At 40.2% G+C, this 22816-nt stretch carries 26 protein-coding genes; 24 read left to right on the plus strand and 2 right to left on the minus strand.

Annotated elements, in window-relative coordinates:
• The first annotated feature begins 5 nt into the window (after window positions 1-5).
• The 11 genes from ACORHU_RS02130 (at window position 6) to ACORHU_RS02180 (ending at window position 11775) form a co-directional block, all read left to right on the plus strand.
• Window positions 6-1013, plus strand: coding sequence for a sugar transferase (locus ACORHU_RS02130; protein WP_434364653.1), 1008 nt, complete (start codon window positions 6-8; stop codon window positions 1011-1013).
• A gap of 127 nt (window positions 1014-1140) precedes the next feature.
• Window positions 1141-2370: an accessory Sec system protein translocase subunit SecY2 gene (gene secY2 / locus ACORHU_RS02135; protein ID WP_434364654.1), complete on the plus strand. Its 1230-nt coding sequence runs from the start codon at window positions 1141-1143 to the stop codon at window positions 2368-2370.
• Between the two features lie 15 nt (window positions 2371-2385).
• Window positions 2386-3960, plus strand: coding sequence for an accessory Sec system protein Asp1 (gene asp1, locus ACORHU_RS02140; RefSeq protein WP_000291172.1), 1575 nt, complete (start codon window positions 2386-2388; stop codon window positions 3958-3960).
• On the plus strand, window positions 3950-5482 hold the full coding sequence (asp2, locus tag ACORHU_RS02145) for an accessory Sec system protein Asp2 (RefSeq protein WP_434364655.1): 1533 nt from the start codon (window positions 3950-3952) through the stop codon (window positions 5480-5482). Before asp1 ends, asp2 begins: the two co-directional genes overlap by 11 nt.
• Window positions 5482-5964, plus strand: coding sequence for an accessory Sec system protein Asp3 (asp3, locus tag ACORHU_RS02150; protein ID WP_000971358.1), 483 nt, complete (start codon window positions 5482-5484; stop codon window positions 5962-5964). Before asp2 ends, asp3 begins: the two co-directional genes overlap by 1 nt.
• Window positions 5951-8329 carry an accessory Sec system translocase SecA2 gene (gene secA2 / locus ACORHU_RS02155; RefSeq protein ID WP_434364656.1) on the plus strand — a complete coding sequence of 793 codons (2379 nt, stop codon included), beginning with the start codon at window positions 5951-5953 and terminating at the stop codon, window positions 8327-8329. The genes asp3 and secA2 overlap by 14 nt, the downstream gene beginning before the upstream one ends.
• A gap of 12 nt (window positions 8330-8341) precedes the next feature.
• Window positions 8342-9853 (plus strand): accessory Sec system glycosyltransferase GtfA, encoded by a 1512-nt coding sequence (gene gtfA, locus ACORHU_RS02160; protein ID WP_434364657.1) that lies wholly within the window; start codon window positions 8342-8344, stop codon window positions 9851-9853.
• Window positions 9846-11183 (plus strand): accessory Sec system glycosylation chaperone GtfB, encoded by a 1338-nt coding sequence (gene gtfB, locus ACORHU_RS02165; RefSeq protein WP_414337827.1) that lies wholly within the window; start codon window positions 9846-9848, stop codon window positions 11181-11183. The genes gtfA and gtfB overlap by 8 nt, the downstream gene beginning before the upstream one ends.
• Window position 11184: 1 nt before the next feature.
• Window positions 11185-11364, plus strand: coding sequence for an accessory Sec system protein Asp4 (gene asp4, locus ACORHU_RS02170; protein ID WP_001278708.1), 180 nt, complete (start codon window positions 11185-11187; stop codon window positions 11362-11364).
• Between the two features lie 4 nt (window positions 11365-11368).
• Window positions 11369-11593, plus strand: a complete 225-nt coding sequence (asp5, locus tag ACORHU_RS02175) for an accessory Sec system protein Asp5 (RefSeq protein ID WP_414337829.1) — start codon at window positions 11369-11371, stop codon at window positions 11591-11593.
• A 59-nt stretch (window positions 11594-11652) separates the two neighbouring features.
• Entirely contained in the window at window positions 11653-11775 is a 123-nt protein-coding gene (locus ACORHU_RS02180; protein ID WP_434364658.1) for a hypothetical protein, read from the plus strand.
• Window positions 11776-11803: 28 nt separating this feature from the next.
• Here ACORHU_RS02180 and ACORHU_RS02185 read toward each other — a convergent pair whose 3' ends face one another.
• Together ACORHU_RS02185 and sstT are read right to left on the minus strand one after the other, a co-directional pair.
• Complete coding sequence (locus ACORHU_RS02185) at window positions 11804-12757, minus strand: FUSC family protein (RefSeq protein ID WP_153196806.1); 954 nt, start codon at window positions 12755-12757, stop codon at window positions 11804-11806.
• 67 nt (window positions 12758-12824) lie between these two features.
• Complete coding sequence (sstT, locus tag ACORHU_RS02190; RefSeq protein ID WP_434364659.1) at window positions 12825-14030, minus strand: serine/threonine transporter SstT; 1206 nt, start codon at window positions 14028-14030, stop codon at window positions 12825-12827.
• A 150-nt stretch (window positions 14031-14180) separates the two neighbouring features.
• On the opposite strand from sstT, the gene ACORHU_RS02195 reads away from it, so the two are divergent.
• The 13 genes from ACORHU_RS02195 (at window position 14181) to ACORHU_RS02255 (ending at window position 22629) form a co-directional block, all read left to right on the plus strand.
• Window positions 14181-14741, plus strand: coding sequence for a mechanosensitive ion channel family protein (locus tag ACORHU_RS02195; protein ID WP_001154853.1), 561 nt, complete (start codon window positions 14181-14183; stop codon window positions 14739-14741).
• A gap of 57 nt (window positions 14742-14798) precedes the next feature.
• A complete protein-coding gene (locus tag ACORHU_RS02200; RefSeq protein WP_434364660.1) occupies window positions 14799-15704 on the plus strand; it encodes a magnesium transporter CorA family protein in 906 nt (301 codons plus the stop codon).
• 16 nt (window positions 15705-15720) lie between these two features.
• The gene (locus tag ACORHU_RS02205) at window positions 15721-16248 is read left to right on the plus strand and encodes a YqeG family HAD IIIA-type phosphatase (protein ID WP_434364661.1); all 528 of its coding nucleotides are present in this window, start codon (window positions 15721-15723) and stop codon (window positions 16246-16248) included.
• 2 nt (window positions 16249-16250) lie between these two features.
• Window positions 16251-17357: a ribosome biogenesis GTPase YqeH gene (gene yqeH / locus ACORHU_RS02210; protein WP_434364662.1), complete on the plus strand. Its 1107-nt coding sequence runs from the start codon at window positions 16251-16253 to the stop codon at window positions 17355-17357.
• 212 nt (window positions 17358-17569) lie between these two features.
• Window positions 17570-17881, plus strand: a complete 312-nt coding sequence (gene yhbY / locus ACORHU_RS02215) for a ribosome assembly RNA-binding protein YhbY (protein WP_000060169.1) — start codon at window positions 17570-17572, stop codon at window positions 17879-17881.
• Between the two features lie 51 nt (window positions 17882-17932).
• Complete coding sequence (locus ACORHU_RS02220) at window positions 17933-18562, plus strand: nicotinate-nucleotide adenylyltransferase (protein ID WP_261067758.1); 630 nt, start codon at window positions 17933-17935, stop codon at window positions 18560-18562.
• Complete coding sequence (gene yqeK, locus ACORHU_RS02225; RefSeq protein WP_434364663.1) at window positions 18562-19161, plus strand: bis(5'-nucleosyl)-tetraphosphatase (symmetrical) YqeK; 600 nt, start codon at window positions 18562-18564, stop codon at window positions 19159-19161. Before ACORHU_RS02220 ends, yqeK begins: the two co-directional genes overlap by 1 nt.
• Window positions 19158-19658: a cysteine hydrolase family protein gene (locus tag ACORHU_RS02230; protein WP_049534149.1), complete on the plus strand. Its 501-nt coding sequence runs from the start codon at window positions 19158-19160 to the stop codon at window positions 19656-19658. Before yqeK ends, ACORHU_RS02230 begins: the two co-directional genes overlap by 4 nt.
• Before the next feature lie 12 nt (window positions 19659-19670).
• Complete coding sequence (gene rsfS, locus ACORHU_RS02235; protein ID WP_414367174.1) at window positions 19671-20024, plus strand: ribosome silencing factor; 354 nt, start codon at window positions 19671-19673, stop codon at window positions 20022-20024.
• A gap of 113 nt (window positions 20025-20137) precedes the next feature.
• Complete coding sequence (locus tag ACORHU_RS02240) at window positions 20138-20878, plus strand: class I SAM-dependent DNA methyltransferase (RefSeq protein WP_434365147.1); 741 nt, start codon at window positions 20138-20140, stop codon at window positions 20876-20878.
• 9 nt (window positions 20879-20887) lie between these two features.
• The gene (locus tag ACORHU_RS02245; protein ID WP_434364664.1) at window positions 20888-21985 is read left to right on the plus strand and encodes a nucleotidyltransferase; all 1098 of its coding nucleotides are present in this window, start codon (window positions 20888-20890) and stop codon (window positions 21983-21985) included.
• Window positions 21986-22116: 131 nt separating this feature from the next.
• Entirely contained in the window at window positions 22117-22371 is a 255-nt protein-coding gene (locus ACORHU_RS02250) for a type II toxin-antitoxin system Phd/YefM family antitoxin (RefSeq protein ID WP_180375037.1), read from the plus strand.
• Between the two features lie 3 nt (window positions 22372-22374).
• Window positions 22375-22629: a Txe/YoeB family addiction module toxin gene (locus ACORHU_RS02255; RefSeq protein WP_000924730.1), complete on the plus strand. Its 255-nt coding sequence runs from the start codon at window positions 22375-22377 to the stop codon at window positions 22627-22629.
• Window positions 22630-22816 lie beyond the last annotated feature (187 nt).

Here is a 22816-nt window from a genome sequence, read left to right on the forward strand (position 1 = left end):
TTAAAATGAAGATAAATATTACAAATATTTACGGTATGTCTGGTCAAAGTACAGCCTTAATCGCCCAGAATGAAACCGTTAAAATTGCAAGAAAATTAGACTTTCACGAGCTTGGTTTTTACTTTTACAACATCTATAGTGATAGTCAAGGTGAGTTGAATAGCCGTTTAGATGGTGTTTTAGCTAAGTTGGGTTATGGAGATATCGTTGTTTACCAATCTCCTACATGGAATGGTAGAGAGTATGATCAGACTTTTATTAGAAAATGTAAGATTTTAAATACGAAAATCATTACCTTTATCCATGACGTACCACCGCTCATGTTTCCATCAAATTATTATTTGATGCCTGAGTACATTGAGATGTATAACCAATCGGATCTAGTAATTGTTCCATCAGAAAAAATGAAGGAACGTCTGATTCAGGAAGGATTAACAGTTCAAAAGATTATTATTCAAGGTGTGTGGGATCATGTTCATGACTATCCTTTGAGACAACCTGCTTTTCAGAAAAAACTATCTTTTGCAGGTAGTGTGGAGCGCTTTGAACACTTATCCAACTGGACTCATACAACACCTCTCGATATTTTTTCAGAGTCTAATCAAGAGAGTCATCACCCTACAGTTTCCTTTAAAGGCTGGAAAACAGATCCAGAGTTGCTTTTTGCTTTGTCAGAGGGTGGCTTTGGCTTGGTATGGGGGACCAGTGAAAATCCAGCTGATGAGGAAGACTATTATCGATTGAATATCTCTCATAAAGTCAGCACTTATCTTGCAGCAGGAATTCCAGTAGTAGTACCATCCTATCTCTCAAATGCCAGTTTCATAAAGGAAAAAGGCTTAGGTTATGTAGTAGATAGTTTGGAAGAAGCCAGTCGTCTTGTAGAAGAAACTACAGCAGAAACTTATCAACAGATGGTTGAAAATGTATACAAAGTTAGTTATGCCTTGAAACAAGGCTACTTTACAAAAAAATTATTGATTGATGCAGTGATGCAGGTTTTGGATATCTAGAACATGATAGTTATGGATCGCCCTCATCCATTAGGATGAGGGAATGCCATTATTGGCAAAGGATTAATTTATAGATTCAGCTATGTTTATCAAAATATCCCATCAATCGAATAAGTAGGAGAAAAAATTGAAGATAAAATTGACATCAGTCGTTGTGAAACGGGTCCTGTGGACAATTTCTTTCTTATTCATTTACGTTTTAGGAAGCAGAATGACCCTTCCCTTTGTAAACGTTAATGACACGAGTTTTTTGGGTGGAACTGCTGCTTTCTTGGCCTTTTCTACTGCTATAACAGGTGGCAACCTTCGTAGTCTTTCCTTATTTTCAGTTGGACTATCTCCATGGATGTCGGCGATGATTTTATGGCAGATGTTTAGTATGTCTAAGAAACTAGGTTTTCAAAATTTACCAATTGAAATTCAAGATCGTGGGAAAATGATTCTAACGTTTGTTATTGCTTTAATCCAAGCATTAGCTATTACTCTTAATCTCCCTATTCAGTCAGGGGTTAATTATGGACTGGTATTGACAATGAATGTTCTACTCTTGATCGCGGGTACCTTTTTCTTGGTTTGGTTATCGGATCTGAATTCTTTGTTTGGGGTAGGGGGTTCTATAGTTATCTTAATGTCCAGCATGGTTATTAGTATGCCACAAAACATCCTAAATAGTATAAAAGAATTACAGGTTAGTCCTGTATTGATTATGGCTCTTCTAATACTTTCCATCGTATTTTTAGCAATTGTAGTCAGAGTTCAGCGAGCACGTTATAGAATTTTGGTAAATAAGATTATGATCCACAATCGTTTTAAGCGTTATTCTTATTTGGATATTTTGCTAAACCCAGCTGGAGGAATGCCCTTTATGTATGCCATGTCCTTGGTATCCATCCCACAATATAGCTTGTTGCTTCTTCAGATGGTTTTACCGAAAGAATCGTGGATTGGAGAGTGGATTAGCCGCTTTGCAATTGGTCAGCCAATTTGGGTCTTCACTTATATTGTTGTTTTATTTATATTGGGACTTGCTTTCTCTTTTGTTAATATGAATGGAGAAGAAATCGCTGAGAAGATGAAAAAATCTGGGGAGTATATCTATAATATATATCCAGGAGAAGAAACAAGTCGTTATATCAATTGGCTGATCTTACGTTTTGCAGTAATTGGTTCGACCTATACTGTTCTTATGGCAGGATTACCAATGTTGATTGTATTATATGATCCACGCTATATGCAACTAACGATGCTTCCAGGTTTATTTTTGATTTTTAATGGAATGGTGTTTAATATCAAGGAAGAAATTGATGCTTTGACCTTAAATGAGAATTATAGACCACTCTTAGAAATTGATTCATAAATGTGAGGAGAAACTATGTATTATTTCATTCCTTTTTTGGAGCGTAACAATCCATCTTGGCAAGCTAGTATTGTGCCTTGGTATAGAACTCCTTATCGCTTAGAATTTGATGATATCTTACACCAAATTCGTATCTTTAAACGCCAAGAATTAGAATCTAAGATGCTATGGTTGACTTATCATCCTCATCTACGCTATTTGTTACACAGACAAGATCTATTGGAGTCGGAAGTTTTTTCTGTTTTTGACGCTATTCAAAATATTGAAGCTGAGGAGATGCATCCTTTACAATTAAAGGATTTAGCATGGGATGAAGACTGTGACTTTATCTATACTCCTTTTGTAGTTGTAGTTAAGCAACAAGGGGAACTCTATGCTGAAATTGAATATGGTTCAGAAGGCTTTATCAGCTACATCACTTACTTTAAGGATGACCAAGTTGATTTTATTTGCTATTTTGATGATCGAGGCTTTTTATCTAGTCTTATAGAGTATGAGGATCAAAAACCAGTTACTCGTTATTATTATAATGCAAAAGGCCAGTGGCAACTGAGGGAAAATTTGCAGGGAGAAGAGCCAATTGTGAAGGTAAACCCAGCAGTAGGCTATCGTTTTGGAAAATTAGTTTATGACAGTATAGATGAAGTCATTTGGGAATTCTTAACAAAATTTTTAAATCAAGACTATCAAGTTGGAGATTCATTTGTTTTGGCAGCTAATACCAAGTTTCAAGATCAATTGTTAGAAAAATTACCAAAAGAAGCTCCTAAAATTATAAGTTTCTTTATTGAAAGAAATCAAGCAGATGATTTACAAACTCATCGCCAAGTAGTAGAACAATCTAGATTGTTGATTAGTGATCGGAAAGATTTTCTTGAGCAATTACAAGAGGTCTATCCCCAATTTACTTCTAAAATGCATCATTTACCGTCATTTGATACGCGCTTAAAATTAGGGGTTAGCCAACGATTAAAGGAATCAAAAATTTATGTCCAATTAGATATACAGATGCAACAAGATCCAGAAATTTTGTATGAAATCATGCATTTCGTTTCGAAAAATCCCTTGACAGAGGTTGTTTTTTCAGTATTCAATGCAGAAGGTTATCAAATTGAAGCTTTACAGGAGCAACTCGATTCGCTCATTCTTGAACGTCTTAACCCAAGAGATTTGTTAAAGGATTCTGTGGTATCTGATGCAGAAAATACATTAGAAGAAAATACCAAGGATGATTACCGCTTTAAGATTATCAATCTAAATGATGAGATGGGCTTAATTCGTGAGCTAGAGTATACTCGTTTAATTGTTGATTTGAATCCAGTCGCTAATATTTACACACAGATTGCAGGGATTAGTGCAGGAATTCCTCAAATCAATCTACAAGAATCAGAATATGTGACTCACTTACAAAATGGGTATATTCTATCGGATTTATCAGAGTTTAGTAAAGCTGGGCACTACTTTTTAGATACCCTGAAACATTGGAATCAAGCCTTAATTTACTCAATTGATAAGATTCGACAAAATACGGGTGATCAATTTGTAGACAAGTGGGAAAAATGGTTAGAGGAGGCAAAAAGTGAGCAATAAATTACAGATTTTGCAGATAGGTAGCAGAAACTGGAGCCATATCTATGATCTTCCTGAAAATATGGAGTGGCACTTCTTTTGGCCAAAATCAACGACTGCCATAAAGAAGGTCATGAAAATGGAAGGCCTAAGAACTTTTTCAGCTGTTTTGATTGAAAATCCTGAGCATTTATCGGATTTGATTCCGTTGATGAGAAAGATCACTCCTTATACGATTTTCTACCCTGATACAGCTGAGCCTCAATCAAAAGATGTTCAAGATTTTTTGAAAAAAACTTGCGCTCAAGCAACAGATTTTTCAAATCCAGTAGAACTTTTGAGACTCCTATCTAAGGCCCTGTTTAGAGGGCAGTATGGAGATAAGTTAGTTCCAATTGATATGATCGTCAATCCTGCTTTTACGGGAAAGGTTCGATATAACGGTTATGAAAATCTAGAACTCCTAGGAAAGTACGGCGACGACTTCCGCCCCTTAATCAGCTGGAAGTATAATATCCGAGCTAGCGAATTTAACCCAGTCGAACTTTGGCTCGAATATGAGAAAGAATGGACTTGTGATATTCGTCTGATTGTTCGAAATATCCAAGATGGCTCCACTGCTAACTTTGTTAAAGAACGAGTTTTCACAGTTGAAGATATGGAGTCTGCCCTTGTACTGGATGATGACTTTTCTTCATTCATCAGTATCTCTTTAGAAGCCCGAGGAGCAGGATGTCTGAAAATAGGAGCTCTTCACCAGCGTTTGACGCGCTACCAATTTGGTAAATATGTTCTTGGTGGGGGAATCATTCATAATGAAAAGCGTGAGGAAATCAATTACTTTTTCTATCCAGGAGACTTTAAGCCACCTTTGAATATCTATTTCTCTGGTTATCGACGAGCCGAAGGATTTGAAGGTTTCGGAATGATGAGATCTCTTGGTACGCCTTTCATTCTTTTTCAAGATCCTCGGATAGATGGAGGAGCCTTCTACTTGGGTGATGACTGTCTTGAGAATGGTGTTCGAAATGTCATTCAAGAACATCTGGATTTATTAGGATTTTCCAATAAGGAATTGATCCTTTCGGGTATGTCCATGGGGACCTATGGTGCTATGTATTACAGCTCTTTCTTTGAACCTAAAGCTGTGATTGTTTCAAAACCCTTGACCAATTTGGGCTTGATAGCAGAGAGAGGCAGACTTGAGGCACCTGGACTTTTCCCAACCGCCTTTGATATCTTACGCCATCATTCTAGAGGGGATGCTAGTATAGATGCTATGAGATCCTTGGATGATCGTTTTTGGACTCCTTTTAAACAGGCAGATTTTAGTCAAACAATCTTTGGACTCTCTTATATGAAAGACGAGGACTATGATCCATGTGCCTATGATGACTTAGTAGAGTCCCTTTATCATACGGGTGCCCGTATTATGTCAAAAGGAACTTCAGGACGCCACAATGATGATAGTAGTACCAGTACTGCGTGGTTCAAGAATTTTTATAAGATGATTTTAGAGCAGGATTTTGGGAGAAAGTTTTAATGATGTTCAAATGGAATAAAGAAATATACTGGGGAGAGTTTAAAGGAGGAAGTTCAGGGGATGGTAGGCAAAATACATTTTTGTATGGTTCTATTGTCCTCTATCATTCAAGAGACCATGTTTATCTGGAGAATACTATGGTGAATTCTGGTACGATGATTCATGAGTGGACCTCAAGTTTTAACTTTCAAGGGAACCGCTTAACCCCAACATTACCTCTTTTAAAAAAGGGGCATTCTTATCGTTTGACGAGTCAGATGACTGTTCAACCTCAAAATGGTTTATATTTTAGACTCATTTTTATGGATCGTTATGATAGGCAGGTTGGTCAAGTAATAGAAAAAAACTTTGATTTCACCTTTACTTATCCTGAAGACGCCTATCATTACAAAGTACAACTGTTGAGCGCAGGCTTTCAATCAGTTGACTTTCATTCATTTTCAATAGAAGAGGACTATTCTGAACAAGATGTGGAAAAATAATAGACAGTTGAGCAAGGTGAAAAAAATCTTGCATCAAATCAATCTAAAAAAAGATGAGATGGCCTCGCTAACAGATGATGAATTAGCAGGAAAAACTCAAGAATTTAAAGAGAGATTGGCTGCTGGAGAAAGTTTAGATGATCTTCTGGTAGAAGCTTTTGCAGTTGTCAGAGAGGCTGATAAACGAATCTTAGGAATGTTTCCCTACGATGTACAGGTCATGGGGGGAATTGTCATCCACCAAGGGAATGTTGCGGAGATGAATACGGGCGAGGGGAAAACTCTGACCGCTACGATGCCAGTCTATCTCAATGCTTTATCAGGGCAAGGTGTTATGCTAGTGACTACAAATGACTATCTTGCCAAGCGTGATGCAGAGGAGATGGGACAGGTCTATGAGTTCCTAGGTTTGACCATTCGTATTCCTTTTTCTGAAGACGAGGATGAAGAGTTAACTCCTGAAGATAAGCGGGAAATTTATAGTGCTGATATTGTTTATACGACAAACAGTGGTCTTGGTTTTGACTACTTGATTGATAATCTAGCCTCTAGTGACGATAAAAAGTACATGCCGGAATTTAACTTTGTTATCGTAGATGAAGTGGACTCTGTTTTACTGGATAGTGCTCAAACTCCCTTGGTCATTTCAGGTTCACCCAGGGTACAGTCCAATTTTTATGGAATTATTGACACCTTGATGACAACTCTAGTTGAGGGTCAGGACTATATCTTCAAAGAAGAAAAAAAAGAAGTCTGGCTTACTACTAAGGGTGCTAAAACAGCGGAGAGCTTTTTAGGTATTGATAACCTCTATTCAAAAGAGCATAGTGTACTAGCAAGACACTTGACCTTTGCTCTACGAGCTCATACCTTATTTAAACGGGATAAAGACTATATCATCCGTAAGGGCGAGAAGGACGAAGAACTCGTATTGATAGATCAAAGTACAGGTCGTTTATTAGAAATGACTAAATTACAGGGTGGTTTACACCAAGCCATTGAGGCAAAGGAGCATGTTCCCTTGTCTGAAGAAACACGGGCGATGGCCTCCATTACCTACCAGAGCTTATTTAAAAAGTTTAAAAAAATCTCTGGGATGACTGGGACAGGAAAGGTTGCAGAGAAAGAGTTTTTAGAAACTTATGGCATGTCAGTGATTCAAATTCCTACTAATCGTAAGAAACAGCGAATCGATTATCCAGATAATCTCTATGTTACCCTACCTGAAAAAGTGTATGCATCGCTTGCTGAGATTAAATATTATCATGCAAAGGGAAATCCTTTATTGATTTTTGTTGGATCAGTAGAAATGTCGGAACTCTACTCCTCTCTATTATTACGAGAAGGAATTGCTCATAACGTTTTAAATGCCCATAATGCAGCGCGTGAAGCTCAGATGATTGCAGAGTCAGGTCGTATGGGAGCTGTGACAGTTGCGACTTCTATGGCCGGTCGTGGGACTGATATTAAACTTGGTCCAGGAGTTGCTGAACTTGGCGGTCTAGTTGTCATTGGTACAGAACGGATGGATAGTAAGCGTATTGACTTACAAATTAGAGGACGTTCTGGGCGACAGGGAGATCCTGGGCTATCAAAATTCTTTGTGTCACTGGAAGATGATGTGATCAAGAAGTTTGGTCCTTCTTGGGTCCATAAGATGTATAAGGACTATACCGTAAATAAACAGATAAGCCCAGAATTTTTAGAAGGAAGACGCTATCGAAAATTAGTAGAAAAAGCGCAGAAGGCAAGCGATAGCGCTGCTAGATCATCAAGAAGGCAAACCTTAGAGTATGCTGAGAGTATGAATATCCAAAGAGAGATGGTCTATAGTCAAAGAAATCGTTTGATTGATGGAACCGAGGATCTTGATGGTTTTGTTGTAGATGTTCTGGATGAGTTCGTAAGAAAAAGCTTGGCAGAAGAACCCTTTGAAAGTAGAGAAGAACTCTATCATTTTATCGTTAAAAATATCAGTTTTCTTTACCATGCAGTTCCGCGAGAGTTAGATCTGACGGATAAGGATGCAATCAAGCTAGTTCTGGAGACAACCATTCAAAAGAGTCTACAAGAGAAACGAACGCTTCTGGAAACTCATGACTTCTTTTCAGATTTTCAGCGTTTAGCATTGCTAAAAGCAATAGATGATAATTGGGTAGAGCAGGTGGACTACCTTCAACAACTGAGTCTAGCGATTGGTGGACAGTCAGCTGCTCAAAAGAATCCTATTGTCGAGTATTACCAAGAAGCCTATCATGGATTCGAAGAAATGAAAAGGCAAGTCAAGAAGGATATGGTTCGAAATCTTTTATTGAGTCGAGTAGACATTTCACTTGATGGGGAAATTATGGCTTATTTTCCATAAAAAGGGGACAATATGACAATTTACAATATAAATTTAGGAATCGGCTGGGCCAGTAGCGGTGTTGAATACGCCCAAGCCTATCGTGCTGGTGTTTTTCGGAAATTAAATCTGTCCTCTAAGTTTATCTTTACAGATATGATTTTAGCCGATAATATTCAGCACTTAACAGCCAATATTGGTTTTGATGATGATCAAGTGATCTGGCTTTACAACCACTTTACAGATATCAAGATTGCACCTACTAGCGTGATAGTGGATGATGTCTTGGCTTACTTTGGTGGCATTGAAAGTCGTAGAGAAAAGAATGGCAAGGTTTTACGTGTCTTCTTTTCTGATCAAGATAAGTTTGTTACCTGTTATTTGGTGGATGAGAATAAGGACTTGGTTCAACACGCAGAGTATGTTTTTAAAGGAAAACTGATTCGCAAGGATTACTTTTCTTATACGCGTTATTGTAGCGAGTATTTTGCTCCCAAGGACAATGTTGCAGTCCTATACCAAAGAACTTTCTATAATGAAGATGGAACTCCAGCCTATGATATTTTGATGAATCAAGGGAAGGAAGAAGTTTATCGTTTCAAGGATAAGATTTTCTATGGGAAGCAAGCCTTTATGCGTGCCTTTATGAAATCTTTGAATTTGAACAAGTCTGATTTGGTTATTCTTGATAGGGAGACAGGCATTGGACAGGTTGTTTTTGAGGAAGTACAGACAGCACATCTAGCGGTAGTTGTTCATGCGGAGCATTATAGTGAAAATGCTACAAACGAGGACTATATCCTTTGGAACAACTATTACGACTACCAGTTTACCAATGCAGATAAGGTTGATTTCTTTATCGTATCCACTGATAGACAGAGAGAAGTTCTACAAGAGCAATTTGCCAAATACACCCAGTACCAACCAAAGATTGTTACCATTCCTGTAGGAAGTATTGATGCATTAACTGAGTCAAGTCAGGGACGTAAGTCCTTTTCATTGATTACGGCTTCACGTCTTGCTAAAGAAAAACACATTGACTGGTTGGTCAAGGCAGTCATTGAGGCTCGTAAGGAAATTCCTGAATTAACTTTTGATATTTATGGTAGTGGCGGAGAAGATTCTCTGCTCAGAGAAATTATTGCAACTCATCAGGCAGAGGACTATATCCAACTCAAAGGACATGCTGAACTTTCGCAGATTTATAGTCAGTATGAGGTCTACTTGACTGCTTCAACCAGCGAAGGCTTTGGTTTGACCTTGATGGAAGCTATTGGTTCAGGCCTTCCTCTAATTGGTTTTGATGTGCCTTATGGTAATCAGACTTTTATAGAGGATGGGCAAAATGGTTATTTGATTCCAAGTTCATCTGACCATGTAGAAGATCAAATCAAGCAAGCTTATGCAGCTAAGATTTGCCAACTGTATCAAGAAAATCGTTTGGAAGCCATGCGTGCCCATTCTTATCAAATTGCAGAAGGCTTCTTAACCGAAGAAATTTTAGAAAAGTGGAAGAAAACAGTAGAGGAGGTGCTCCATGATTGAACTTTATGATCGTTACAGTCAGGAAAGTCGAGATTTACATGAAAGTCTAGTCGCTACTGGTCTTTCTCAACTTGGAGTAGTCATCGATGCAGATGGTTTTCTGCCTGATGGTCTGGTCTCTCCTTTTACTTATTATCTAGGATATGAAAAGGGGAAACCTCTCTATTTTAACCAAGTCCCTGTTCCAGCTTTTTGGGAAATTTCAGGAAATAATCAGTCTGCTCGTATTGAAGATATGACACAGGAGAGAGCCGTTATTCATTATGCTGATGGAATGCAGGCTCGCTTGGTTAAACAAGTAGATTGGAAAGACTTGGAAGGAAGAGTACGTCAGGTTGATCATTATAATAGCTTCGGAGCTTGCTTTGCTATAACGACCTATAGTGCTGATAGTGAGCCGATCATGACGGTTTACCAAGATGTCAATGGCCAGGAGGTTTTACTTGAAAACCATGTGACAGGCGATATCTTATTGACCTTACCTAGTCAGTCCATTCGTTACTTTGCAAATAAGGTTGAATTTATTACCTTCTTTTTGCAAGATTTGGAAATAGATACCAGTCAGCTTATCTTTAATACTCTAGCGACTCCTTTCTTGGTTTCCTTCCATCATCCAGATAAGTCTGGCTCAGATGTTTTGGTTTGGCAGGAACCTCTCTATGATGCTATTCCAGGCAATATGCAGTTGATTTTAGAGAGTGATGATGTGCGTACTAAGAAGATTATCATTCCAAACAAGGCGACTTATGAACGTGCTTTAGAGTTGGCTGATGAAAAATACCATGATCGGTTTGTGCACTTGGGTTATCATTACCAGTTTAAACGTGATAATTTCCTAAGACGAGATGCCTTAATCTTGACCAACTCAGATCAGATTGAGCAAGTAGAAGCAATCGTAGAATCCTTGCCTGATGTTACTTTCCGTATCGCAGCGGTGACAGAGATGTCTTCTAAGCTTTTAGATATGCTTCGTTATCCTAATGTGGTCCTTTACCAGAACGCTAGTCCACAGAAGATTCAGGAGCTCTATCAATTGTCGGATATTTATTTGGATATCAATCACAGCAATGAGTTGCTACAGGCAGTACGTCAGGCCTTTGAGCACAATCTCTTGATTCTTGGATTTAATCAGACAGTGCACAATAGACTCTATATCGCTCCTGACCATCTATTTGAAAGTAGTGAAGTTTCTGCTTTGGTTGAGACCATTAAACTGGCTCTTTCAGATGTTGATCAAATGCGTCAGGCACTTGGAAAACAAGGTCAACATGCAAACTATGTTGACTTGGTACGATATCAGGAAACCATGCAAACTGTTTTAGGAGGCTAACATGTCAGACGAAGATTTATTTTACAAAGACGTTGAAGGTCGCATGGAAGAGTTGAAACAAAAACCTATCAAAAAGGAAAAAGAAACCCGAGGGGAAAAGATTAGTAAGACTTTTTCACTCTTACTGGGTTTGATGATTCTGATTGGTTTGCTCTTTACTTTGCTGGGAATTTTGAGGTAGGCCTATGATTGACATACTGATTGTTTTCGCTATTGTCCTATCTCTCGCTTTGATTGTACTGATAACCATACAACCACGTCAAAATCAATTATTTTCAATGGATGCGACTAGTAATATTGGTAAACCAAGTTACTGGCAGAGCAACACCCTGGTAAAGGTTCTCACTTTATTGGTGAGTTTGGCCTTATTCGTTTTACTGTTAACCTTTATGGTGATAACTTACAAATAAAAGAAAACTTCAGATATTCACCTTTTGTGATTGATCTGAAGTTTTCTTTTTTATACTCAATGAAACTCAAAGAGCAAACTAGGAAGCTAGCCGCAGGCTGCTCAAAACACAGTTTTGAGGTTGTAGATAAGACTGACGAAGTCAGCTCAAAATACTGTTTTGAGGTTGCAGATGGAAGCTGACGTAGTTTGAAGAGATTTTCGAAGAGTATTACTGTCCATATTTTTGGTAAAAGTCAACTTTTACTTGGATGAAGGTTTTGGCTTCACGTAGGAGTTGGAGGAGTGTGGCGCGAGTTTCAAATTCTTCTCTTGTCTTGGGCAGACTGCGGTTGCGAAAGACTTCCAGATAGCGTTCGATTTCATCTAGTAAATCAGAAGCAGGATTGGTCTGGCTCAGTTGACCTGCAATTTGTGAAAAGAGCTGAGCCAAAATCAGGCTTTCACTGGCAGCTAGGTGACAGGTGTTGATTTGCTGGGCCATATTTCGCAGGATACGACTTTGTCGTTGTCTCATCTCAAAGTAGTGGATATGGTAGTCGGTCTGGTGAAAGAGGTGGTCAGAGTGATCTAGATAGACCAGTTTGAGGGCTTCTTCCAAAAGGGTGTCCAATTCTTCCACCAGCTGTGCTCGGTTGCGTCCATCCCCTCTGGATAAATAATATTTAAAGCGTTGGAGAATATCTTTTAACTTTTCTTCTACTAATGTGTGGTAGTGCTGGATTTCCTCTTCTCGTGAAGGCATGTAGAGATTGACAAGTAAGGCAAATCCTGTACCAATAGCAAAGAGAAGGAATTCATTGACTAGAAGGTCTGGAGAGGTTGATTTTTGCACCAAGAGATGGCTAACCAAAACGCTACTTGGGGTGATGCCAATTTCCCAGCCCATCTTGTAGGCTAGAGGCACATAAAGGGCTAGATAGAGGCCAAGGCTCCAGATATGAAATCCGCTCAAGTGAAAAGCCAGAACTCCGATAACCAAAGCTAGAAGCATGGAAAAGAGGCGATTGCGGGCCAATTTTAAGGTACTTCTACGGGTATCAGATAGGCTCAAGAGGGCGATGATTCCAGCTGAAACTGCTGAGGAGAGATTGAGAAAATAAGCAAGAAGGCAGGCAAGACAGGTAGCTAAGATGAGCTTGGTCGTACGTTGGCTAATAGACATATGGATTTCCTAGTAAGTTAGAATGAAAGCGGAAAAGACAAGACCTGAGCAGGCTTGTCTTTGTGAGTTATTTTTTACGGGCTGCTGCGTATTCGGCAACGGCAGTAAAGAGGACGTCAGTAGAAGAGTTGAGGGCTGTTTCACATGAGTCTTGGATGACCCCAATCACAAATCCAACCCCAACAACTTGCATGGCAATATCGTTAGAAATACCGAAAAGGCTACAAGCAACTGGGATAAGAAGGAGGGACCCTCCGGCAATACCAGAAGCACCACAGGCTGAGATTGCGGCAACTACACTAAGGACAAAGGCTGTGGCGAAGTCAACAGGGATTCCAAGAGTATTTACTGCAGCAAGGGTCAAAACGTTAATAGTAATGGCTGCTCCGGCCATGTTGATAGTAGAACCAAGTGGGATAGAAACAGAATAGGTATCTGGGTTGAGTCCAAGGTCATGACAGAGTTTCATGTTGACAGGGATGTTCGCCGCAGAACTACGAGTGAAGAAGGCTGTTACACCGCTGACACGCAAACATTTCCAAACGAGGGGATAAGGATTTCTCTTCATAAAGAGAAAGGCAATCAATGGATTGACTACTAGGGCCACAAAGAACATGGTTGTCACCAAGAGGGCAAGCAAGATTCCATAGTTAGCTAGACTTCCGATTCCCTTATCAGAAATGGTTTTAAAGACAAGGCCAAGGATTCCAAATGGAGCTAGGTTAATGATCCATTCGACAATCTTAGAAGTCACATCAGCCATGGTTTTCAGCAATTCTTTACTGTTTTTACTTGCCTCTCTCATGGCAATACCGAAAACAACTGCCCAAGATAGGATACCGATGTAGTTAGCAGTAATGAGGGCATTGACTGGATTGTCAACCAGTTTGAGCAAGAGGTTGCTGAGAACCTGGCCAATTCCATCTGGTGGTGCAATTTCTGTATTGGCACTATTCAAGGTAATCTCAACAGGGACAATGAAGCTTGCTAGGACAGCAACAAGTGCCGCTGCAAAGGTTCCCACTAAATAAAGGAAGATAACCGTTTTCATATTGCTATCTTGTCCCTTGTGATGTTGGGAAAGGGCATTGGCAACGAGGGCAAAGACTAGAATCGGTGCGATGGCTTTGAGACCACCAACAAAGAGATCTCCGAGTAGACCAATTCCTGAAACAGTAGGAAATGTCAGTCCAAGGATTCCTCCGACAAGCATGCCAATCAAAATACGTTTGATCAGGCTTGCCTTATTCCAAGCTTGAATGAATTTTTTCATAACAATCTCCTTTGTTGTGTAATGTTTATGATTATAGTATAAATATGAACTAAAATCAAGAATTTTCTGTCTATTTTTGAAATTATTTTTGAATATTTATGGAGAATGAGACTGATGAAAATATGGTATAATAAATGAAAGGAGTTTTCTATGCAAGAATTTATTCAAACCTATCTCAATAAGCTTGATGTTACAGCGATTATCGAGAATATCTTAACCAAGTTACTTTCTCTTTTATTCTTATTTTTACTCTTCTATATAGCTAAAAAATTGCTCCATACCATGGTGCAGAGAATTGTTAAACCTTCTCTAAAAATGTCTCGTCATGATGTCGGACGTCAGAAAACCATCTCACGTCTGTTAGAAAATATGTTTAATTATACCCTTTATTTCTTTTTACTCTACTGCATTTTGTCGATTTTAGGTTTGCCAGTTTCGAGTTTGCTGGCAGGTGCTGGGATTGCTGGGGTGGCTATTGGGATGGGAGCCCAAGGCTTTCTGTCTGATGTCATCAATGGCTTTTTCATCCTTTTTGAGCGTCAACTGGATGTGGGAGATGAGGTCGTTCTGACAAATGGTCCTATTACCGTATCGGGCAAGGTTGTCAGTGTCGGCATTCGAACAACGCAACTCAGAGGAGAAGATCAGGTTCTGCACTTCGTTCCCAATCGGAATATCACCGTCGTCAGCAATTTCTCACGCACAGACTAGACCTGTTATTTTAAGTAATTTGTGGTACAATAGAAAGAGTTTAATAAAGGAGAAAAGATGGTTTTAGAAAAGCAGTTGGGCAATGGTTGTACCTGGATAGACCTTGATGTGGATAAGATTAAAAATATGGAAGATCTTTCTGACATCTATGGATTGGACAAGGAAACCATTGAGTATGCTCTGGATAGAAATGAACGAGCTCATATGGATTATAACCGTGAAACGGAGACGGTAACCTTTATTTATAATGTTCTTGATTTAGAAAAAGACAAAGAATATTATGAAGCGATTCCCATGACCTTTATCGTCGAAAGACAACGAATGATTACCATCAGCAACCATAAGAATGCTTATGTCATTGATCAGATGTCAGCTTATCTGGATAGCCATGAGTCGCTTTCTATTTACAAGTTTCTCTTTGCTGGTTTAGAGATTATCAGTAACGCTTATTATCCTGTCATTGAAGAGATGGATAAAAGTAAGGACGAAATTAGTGCCTTGCTACGTCAAACTACAACAAAAAAAAATCTCTTCGCCCTCTCTGACTTGGAGACTGGTATGGTTTACTTGACAGCAGCAGCAAAACAAAATCGACTCCTCTTGGAACATATCCAGGGCCATGCTCTTTATCGGAGATTTAATGATGTCGAACGAGAGCAGTTTGATGATGCCATGATTGAAGCCCATCAGTTGGTGTCTATGACAGACTTGATTTCTCAAGTCTTGCAACAACTCTCAGCTTCTTACAACAACATCCTAAACAATAACTTGAATGATAGTTTGTCAATTTTGACTATTATCTCCGTCTTACTAGCAGTACTTGCGGTTATTACAGGTTTCTTCGGAATGAATGTTCCTCTACCATTTACAGAAGAGCCAAATGCTTGGATTTATATCTTAGTGACTAGCTTGATTTTATGGGTGGCCTTATCTCAATGGCTGAAGAAAATTACTAGAAAATAAAAGAAAAGGAGCCAAAATGGTGATTGAAAACTACATGCCAGACTTTGCTGTGGAAGCAGTCTATGATCTGACAATCCCAAGCCTGCAGGCGCAGGGAATCAAGGCTGTTTTGGTCGATTTGGACAATACCCTCATTGCTTGGAACAACCCTGACGGGACGCCAGAGATGAAGCAATGGCTACATGATCTTCGGGACGCGGGCATTCGCATCATCGTGGTCTCAAATAACACCAAAAAACGCGTCCAACGCGCAGTTGAGAAATTTGGGATTGACTACGTTTATTGGGCTCTGAAACCCTTCACATTTGGGATAGACCGTGCCATGAAGGAATTCCACTATGAGAAAAAGGAAGTGGTCATGGTCGGCGACCAACTCATGACAGATATACGAGCAGCCCACCGTGCAGGCATTCGCTCGATTTTAGTCAAACCCTTGGTCCAACATGATTCGATCAAAACGCAGATTAACCGAGCTCGTGAGCGCCGTGTCATGCGAAAAATCACTGAAAAGTACGGACCGATTACATATAAAAAAGGAATTTAACTATGGAAGAAATTCTCTGTATTGGTTGTGGAGCAACCATTCAGACGACAGACAAGTCTGGTCTTGGATTTACTCCCCAGTCGGCACTTGAAAAAGGCTTGGAGACTGGCGAAGTCTATTGCCAACGCTGTTTCCGTCTCCGCCACTATAATGAGATCACGGATGTTCAGTTGACAGACGATGATTTCCTCAAGCTTTTGCACGAGGTAGGAGACAGTGATGCCTTGGTGGTCAATGTCATTGATATCTTTGACTTTAATGGCTCCGTCATCCCAGGCTTGCCACGTTTCGTCTCGGGCAATGATGTCCTCTTGGTTGGAAATAAAAAAGATATTCTGCCCAAGTCTGTTAAGGCTGGTAAGATTAGCCAATGGCTTATGGAACGTGCCCATGAAGAAGGTCTCCGTCCTGTTGATGTCGTCCTAACTTCGGCACAAAACAAACATGCCATTAAGGAAGTGATTGACAAGATTGAGCACTACCGAAAGGGCCGTAATGTTTATGTGGTTGGGGTGACTAACGTAGGTAAATCAACTCTCATCAATGCTATTATCCAAGAAATTACAGGTGACCAGAACGTCATCACAACTTCTCGTTTCCCGGGAACAACCTTGGATAAGATTGAGATTCCGCTCGATGATGGATCTTACATCTACGATACACCGGGGATTATCCACCGTCATCAGATGGCTCACTACTTGACAGCAAAAAACCTCAAGTATGTCAGCCCTAAAAAGGAAATCAAGCCTAAAACCTATCAGCTTAATCCTGAACAAACCCTATTTTTAGGTGGTCTCGGACGCTTTGACTTCATTGCGGGTGAAAAGCAAGGATTCACAGCCTTCTTTGACAATGAACTCAAATTCCACCGTACCAAGCTTGAAGGCGCTGGTGCTTTCTATGACAAGCATGTCGGAACCCTTTTAACCCCACCAAATAGCAAGGAAAAAGAAGATTTTCCAAAATTAGTCCAGCATGTATTTAACATTAAGGAGAAGACAGACCTAGTCATCTCAGGACTCGGCTGGATCCGCGTAACAGGCACAGCCAAAGTCGCCGTCTGGGCACCAGAAGGCGTCGCAGTCGTCACACGAAAAGCAATTATTTAAAATAAAATCACTGAGCGAACAAAGTGAGCTCATAAAAAGATAGTTATTGCTGTGGTGTCTGGCCAATCGATAGATTGGCAAGGGGCACAATTGAGACCAAGGCTCAATTGTGAGGTTAGGAAATCCATTTTTCAAAGATGAGATCTTTGGAAAATTAGTTCCGACCGTCCCTCACCACCTAAAATAACTATCAAAAAACAAGGAAGAAAATTATGTCATTAACATCAAAACAACGTGCCTTCCTCAACAGCCAGGCACACACCCTCAAACCCATCATCCAAATCGGAAAAAATGGACTCAACGACCAAATCAAAACCAGTGTCCGTCAGGCTCTTGATGCCCGCGAATTGATTAAGGTGACTCTTTTGCAAAACACCGATGAAAATATCCACGAAGTAGCTGAAATTTTGGAAGAAGAAATCGGTGTGGATACAGTCCAAAAAATCGGACGGATCTTGATTTTGTTTAAACAATCTAGCAAGAAAGAAAATCGCAAGATTTCTAAAAAAGTCAAAGAAATCTAAAAAACCTACTCCAAACAACTGTTTTTACAGAGAAATAAAGGAGACTAGCCTATGGCAATCGAACTATTGACTCCCTTTACCAAGGTAGAGTTGGAGCCAGAAATCAAGGAGAAAAAACGCAAACAAGTCGGGATTTTAGGGGGGAATTTTAACCCTGTTCACAATGCCCATCTCATTGTTGCTGATCAAGTACGCCAGCAGTTGGGACTGGACCAGGTCTTGCTCATGCCTGAATACCAACCTCCTCACGTAGATAAAAAAGAAACCATCCCTGAACACCATCGTCTCAAGATGCTTGAATTGGCGATTGAGGGGATTGAAGGCTTAGCCATTGAAACCATCGAGTTGGAGCGCAAGGGCATTTCCTATACCTACGACACCATGAAGCTTCTAACTGAGAAGAATCCAGACACGGATTATTACTTCATTATTGGCGCTGATATGGTAGACTATCTGCCTAAGTGGTACCGAATTGATGAATTGGTTGACATGGTTCAGTTTGTGGGGGTTCAGCGCCCACGCTACAAGGCAGGGACTTCCTATCCTGTTATCTGGGTGGATGTGCCTCTCATGGATATCTCGTCCAGCATGGTGCGTGACTTCATTGTCCAAGGTCGGAAACCCAACTTTCTCCTGCCTCAGCCGGTGCTAGACTACATCGAGAAGGAGGGGCTCTACTGATGGCCTATCAAGACTATATCAACTGCTCCCGTGAGGTTTTGTTGGAAAAAATGGCAGAGCTTCTACCTGAAAAACGCTTAACCCATTGTTTGGGTGTGGAGCGTGCAGCCATAGAATTGGCTCAGCGATTTGGAGTTGATACTGAGAAAGCAGGACTAGCCGGTCTTCTCCACGACTATGCCAAGAAGCTGTCAGATCAGGAATTTCTAAACTTGATTGACCGTTACCAGCTAGACCCTGATCTCAAAAACTGGGGCAATAATGTCTGGCATGGTATGGTCGGAATTTACAAGATTCAAGAAGACTTGGATTTGCATGATTCTGAAATTATACGAGCTATTGAAATCCATACAGTTGGGGCTGGTCAGATGACAGACCTAGATAAAGTCATCTACGTCGCAGACTATATCGAGCACAATCGTGCCTTTCCAGGAGTGGATGTGGCGCGTGAGATAGCAAGTTTATCGCTCAATAAGGCGGTGGCCTACGAAACAGCTCGAACCGTGGAGCATCTAGCTCATCAGAGATTCCCCATCTATCCCCAAACCCTTGAAACCTATAACGCCTTTGTGCACTATATTTGGAAGAGGACTAAATGAAGACGGCTTTTATAATCATTGATGTTCAGAATATTTTAGTGGAAACCGGTTTTCAGACAAATAGTCTATTGGAAAAAATTTCTTATTTACAAAACCATGCTAGAAGTAAGAATATCGAAATTATCTATGTTCAACATATTGAGAATCCTGAAGCCCAAACATCAGAAGATTGGCAGTTATCTGCGCTTTTAAATCGAAAACCTGATGAAAAGGTCTTTCAGAAGAAGTATAATAGTATTTTCAAAGAAACTGGCTTAAAAGAATACTTGGATAAACAGGGGATTGAAAAATTAGTTTTATGTGGCATGCAGACAGAATATTGTGTGGATACCTCTGTCAAGGTTGCCTTTGAATATGGCTATCAGCTTATTATTCCAGAAGGAACTTGCACAACGTTTGATGGGGATGATATTCCAGCAGAAACGATTAATGAATTTTATGAGGACATTTGGGAGGAGCGCTTTGCAGATGTCCTAGATTACAAACATATTTTCTAGAAAGAGGACTAAATGAACGAAAAAGAATTACTAGAACTAGTCGTGAAAGCGGCGGATGAGAAACGTGCGGAGGATATCCTCGCACTTGATGTACAAGATTTAACTAGCGTGACGGATTACTTTGTTATTACTAGTTCGATGAATAGCCGTCAGTTGGATGCTATCGCTGATAATATCCGTGAAAAAGTAGCTCAATCAGGCTTTAAAGGTAGCCATGTTGAAGGCGATGCAGCTGGAGGCTGGGTCTTGCTGGACCTCGGTGCTGTCGTAGTGCATATCTTCTCAGAAGAAATGCGTGCCCACTATAACCTAGAAAAACTATGGCATGAGGCGGATTCAGTAGATATTTCAGAAGCTCTTGCTTAGAAGATGAACTCAGTTGTAGTCAACTGGGTTTTATTTGCTTATTTTTAAAAGGAATGTGATAGAAAGGTATAGGGCAAGTGGTGTTTGCCATGGAAGCTCTTGGTATCATGATTATGGCAACTTATGAAACCTTTGCGGCGGTCTATGATGCAGTCATGGACGATAGTTTATACGACAAATGGACGGATTTTTCGCTTCGTCATTTGCCTAAGACTAAGGAGAGAAAGAAGCTCTTAGAATTGGCTTGTGGGACAGGAATTCAATCGGTGCGCTTCTCTCAGGCTGGTTTTGATGTGACTGGACTTGACTTGAGTGGGGATATGTTGAAGATTGCCGAGAAGAGAGCTTCTTCAGCCAAACAAAAGATTGATTTTATGGAAGGCAATATGCTGGATTTGTCTAAGGAAGGTCAATACGACTTTGTCACGTGTTATTCGGACTCAATCTGCTACATGCAGGATGAGGTGGAAGTAGGGGACGTTTTTAAAGAAGTCTATAATGTCCTCAACGAAGACGGAGTTTTCATCTTTGATGTGCACTCGACCTACCAGACAGATGAAGTTTTTCCAGGCTATTCTTACCATGAAAATGCAGAAGATTTTGCAATGCTCTGGGATACTTATGAGGATGCAGCACCTCACTCCATCGTGCATGAGTTGACTTTCTTTGTAAAGGAGTCTGACGGTTCCTTTAGTCGCCACGATGAAGTGCATGAGGAGCGGACTTATGAGGTTCTGACCTATGATATTTTACTGGAACAGGCTGGTTTCAAGTCATTCAAACTCTATGCCGACTTTGAGGACAAGGAACCAACAGAAACCAGCGCCCGTTGGTTTTTTGTCGCGCAGAAGTAGGAGAACATCATGACCATCACAGGTATTATCGCAGAGTTCAATCCTTTTCATAATGGGCACAAATACTTGCTGGATCAAGCAGAGGGATTGAAAATCGTTGCCATGTCAGGAAATTTCATGCAGCGTGGAGAACCTGCTATCGTGGACAAGTGGACAAGGGCTCAGATGGCGCTGGAAAATGGAGCGGATCTGGTAGTGGAATTGCCCTTTTTAGTCAGTGTTCAGGCAGCAGATTTCTTTGGACAGGGAGCTGTGGATATCTTGGCTCGCTTGGGGATTGATACTCTAGCTTTCGGGACGGAGGAAGTTCTGGATTATCAAAAAATTGCTGACTTATACACAGAGAAAGGTACCGAGATGGAGAATTTTGTGGACAATCTACCTGATTCATTCTCCTACCCTCAGAAAACCCAAGCCATGTGGAAGGAATTTGCAGGTCTTGATTTTTCAGGCAATACGCCCAATCATGTCCTTGCTCTGGCCTATGCCAAGGCGGTTGCAGGATGCAACATCAAAATGCATCCGATTCAGCGTCAGGGAGCGGGTTATCATTCTGTGGACAAGGATGTGGACTTTGCATCTGCAACAGCTCTCCGCCAGCATCAATCAGACCAAGATTTCTTAGAACGCTTTATGCCTTCTGTTGCTCTCTTTGAGCAAGCCAGTAAGGTGAGCTGGGATGACTATTTTCCCTTGCTCTGCTATCAAATTTTGTCAAATCCAGACCTAACGACCATCTATCAGGTCAATCAAGAAATGGCAGTGCGTATCAAGGATGCCATCAAGATAGCCCAGTCTGTTGAAGAATTGGTCGAGGCAGTTGTGACCAAGCGTTATACCAAGGCGCGTGTCAGACGCCTCTTGACCTATATCTTGGTGCAGGCCAGAGAAAGCGACTTGCCAGAAGGCATCCATGTCCTTGGCTTTACCGAAAAAGGTAGACAGCATCTCAAGTCTCTGAAAGGGCAGGTTAATCTAGTCAGCCGAATTGGCAAAGAACCTTGGGATGCCATGACTCAAAAGGCAGACCAGATTTACCAACTAGGACACCCAAGTATAGCAGAACAGAATTTTGGAAGAGTGCCGATAAGAATAGAAAAGAACTAAGTCTACTGAAAGGTGGACTTTTTGAGATTTTTTACGAATAAATAGATAGAAAAGAAAATCTTGTACAAGTTCCTGACAATTTCTTTCTTTTCGTGTATAATAGTGGAAAAGAGGTAAAACGAGGTATGGTTATGGAAGCAGTTCTTTACTCAACATTCCGAAATCATTTAAAAGACTACATGAAAAAGGTAAATGATGAATTTGAGCCTTTGACGGTGGTCAATAAAAATCCAAACGAGGACATTGTAGTTCTTTCAAAGAGCGAGTGGGATAGTATTCAAGAAACTCTGAGAATCGCTCAAAATAAGGAGTTATCAGACAAGGTTTTGCGAGGAATGGCTCAAGTCCGTGCTGGAAGCACTCAAGTCCATGTTATTGAGGAGTGAGGAATGCTGCTCAAGTTTACAGAAGATGCCTGGGCAGATTATTGCTACTGGCAAACTCAGGACAAGAAAACGTTGAAAAGAATCAATAAACTAATCAAGGATATTCAACGTGATCCCTTTACAGGAATAGGTAAGCCAGAACCACTCAAGTATGACTACCAAGGAGCCTGGTCACGTCGTATCGACGCAGAAAATCGCTTGATTTATATGATGGATGGAGATAGCGTGGCTTTCTTGTCTTTTAAAGATCATTACTAAGTCTACTGCGAAGTAGGCTTTTTATTTTTTAAATTTTTATTAGTAAGTTTAAGATAAAGTTTTTTGGAAAATGACAGAAGCCCTAGTACAAAAGACAAAAACTCAGTAAAGGAATTTAGTATATGAACTTTGTTCTTTACCCTTGAATACGCTTTATAACTCGTATTTTGTGGTATAATGAAGAGAA

The organism is Streptococcus sp. KHUD_015 (genome assembly GCF_051106265.1).
In the GTDB taxonomy this organism is placed as follows: Bacteria; Bacillota; Bacilli; order Lactobacillales; family Streptococcaceae; genus Streptococcus.

What these genes read in the sequence shown, in the direction of transcription:
- ACORHU_RS02130 (WP_434364653.1), top strand. Translation starts at nt 6, where the DNA reads ATGAAGATAAATATTACAAATATTTACGGTATGTCTGGTCAAAGTACA.
- asp1 (WP_000291172.1), top strand. Translation starts at nt 2,386, where the DNA reads ATGTATTATTTCATTCCTTTTTTGGAGCGTAACAATCCATCTTGGCAA.
- asp3 (WP_000971358.1), top strand. Translation starts at nt 5,482, where the DNA reads ATGATGTTCAAATGGAATAAAGAAATATACTGGGGAGAGTTTAAAGGA.
- secA2 (WP_434364656.1), top strand. Translation starts at nt 5,951, where the DNA reads ATGTGGAAAAATAATAGACAGTTGAGCAAGGTGAAAAAAATCTTGCAT.
- gtfA (WP_434364657.1), top strand. Translation starts at nt 8,342, where the DNA reads ATGACAATTTACAATATAAATTTAGGAATCGGCTGGGCCAGTAGCGGT.
- gtfB (WP_414337827.1), top strand. Translation starts at nt 9,846, where the DNA reads ATGATTGAACTTTATGATCGTTACAGTCAGGAAAGTCGAGATTTACAT.
- asp4 (WP_001278708.1), top strand. Translation starts at nt 11,185, where the DNA reads ATGTCAGACGAAGATTTATTTTACAAAGACGTTGAAGGTCGCATGGAA.
- asp5 (WP_414337829.1), top strand. Translation starts at nt 11,369, where the DNA reads ATGATTGACATACTGATTGTTTTCGCTATTGTCCTATCTCTCGCTTTG.
- ACORHU_RS02180 (WP_434364658.1), top strand. Translation starts at nt 11,653, where the DNA reads ATGAAACTCAAAGAGCAAACTAGGAAGCTAGCCGCAGGCTGCTCAAAA.
- ACORHU_RS02185 (WP_153196806.1), bottom strand. Translation starts at nt 12,757, where the DNA reads ATGTCTATTAGCCAACGTACGACCAAGCTCATCTTAGCTACCTGTCTT.
- sstT (WP_434364659.1), bottom strand. Translation starts at nt 14,030, where the DNA reads ATGAAAAAATTCATTCAAGCTTGGAATAAGGCAAGCCTGATCAAACGT.
- ACORHU_RS02195 (WP_001154853.1), top strand. Translation starts at nt 14,181, where the DNA reads ATGCAAGAATTTATTCAAACCTATCTCAATAAGCTTGATGTTACAGCG.
- ACORHU_RS02200 (WP_434364660.1), top strand. Translation starts at nt 14,799, where the DNA reads ATGGTTTTAGAAAAGCAGTTGGGCAATGGTTGTACCTGGATAGACCTT.
- ACORHU_RS02205 (WP_434364661.1), top strand. Translation starts at nt 15,721, where the DNA reads ATGGTGATTGAAAACTACATGCCAGACTTTGCTGTGGAAGCAGTCTAT.
- yqeH (WP_434364662.1), top strand. Translation starts at nt 16,251, where the DNA reads ATGGAAGAAATTCTCTGTATTGGTTGTGGAGCAACCATTCAGACGACA.
- yhbY (WP_000060169.1), top strand. Translation starts at nt 17,570, where the DNA reads ATGTCATTAACATCAAAACAACGTGCCTTCCTCAACAGCCAGGCACAC.
- ACORHU_RS02220 (WP_261067758.1), top strand. Translation starts at nt 17,933, where the DNA reads ATGGCAATCGAACTATTGACTCCCTTTACCAAGGTAGAGTTGGAGCCA.
- yqeK (WP_434364663.1), top strand. Translation starts at nt 18,562, where the DNA reads ATGGCCTATCAAGACTATATCAACTGCTCCCGTGAGGTTTTGTTGGAA.
- ACORHU_RS02230 (WP_049534149.1), top strand. Translation starts at nt 19,158, where the DNA reads ATGAAGACGGCTTTTATAATCATTGATGTTCAGAATATTTTAGTGGAA.
- rsfS (WP_414367174.1), top strand. Translation starts at nt 19,671, where the DNA reads ATGAACGAAAAAGAATTACTAGAACTAGTCGTGAAAGCGGCGGATGAG.
- ACORHU_RS02240 (WP_434365147.1), top strand. Translation starts at nt 20,138, where the DNA reads ATGGCAACTTATGAAACCTTTGCGGCGGTCTATGATGCAGTCATGGAC.
- ACORHU_RS02245 (WP_434364664.1), top strand. Translation starts at nt 20,888, where the DNA reads ATGACCATCACAGGTATTATCGCAGAGTTCAATCCTTTTCATAATGGG.
- ACORHU_RS02250 (WP_180375037.1), top strand. Translation starts at nt 22,117, where the DNA reads ATGGAAGCAGTTCTTTACTCAACATTCCGAAATCATTTAAAAGACTAC.
- ACORHU_RS02255 (WP_000924730.1), top strand. Translation starts at nt 22,375, where the DNA reads ATGCTGCTCAAGTTTACAGAAGATGCCTGGGCAGATTATTGCTACTGG.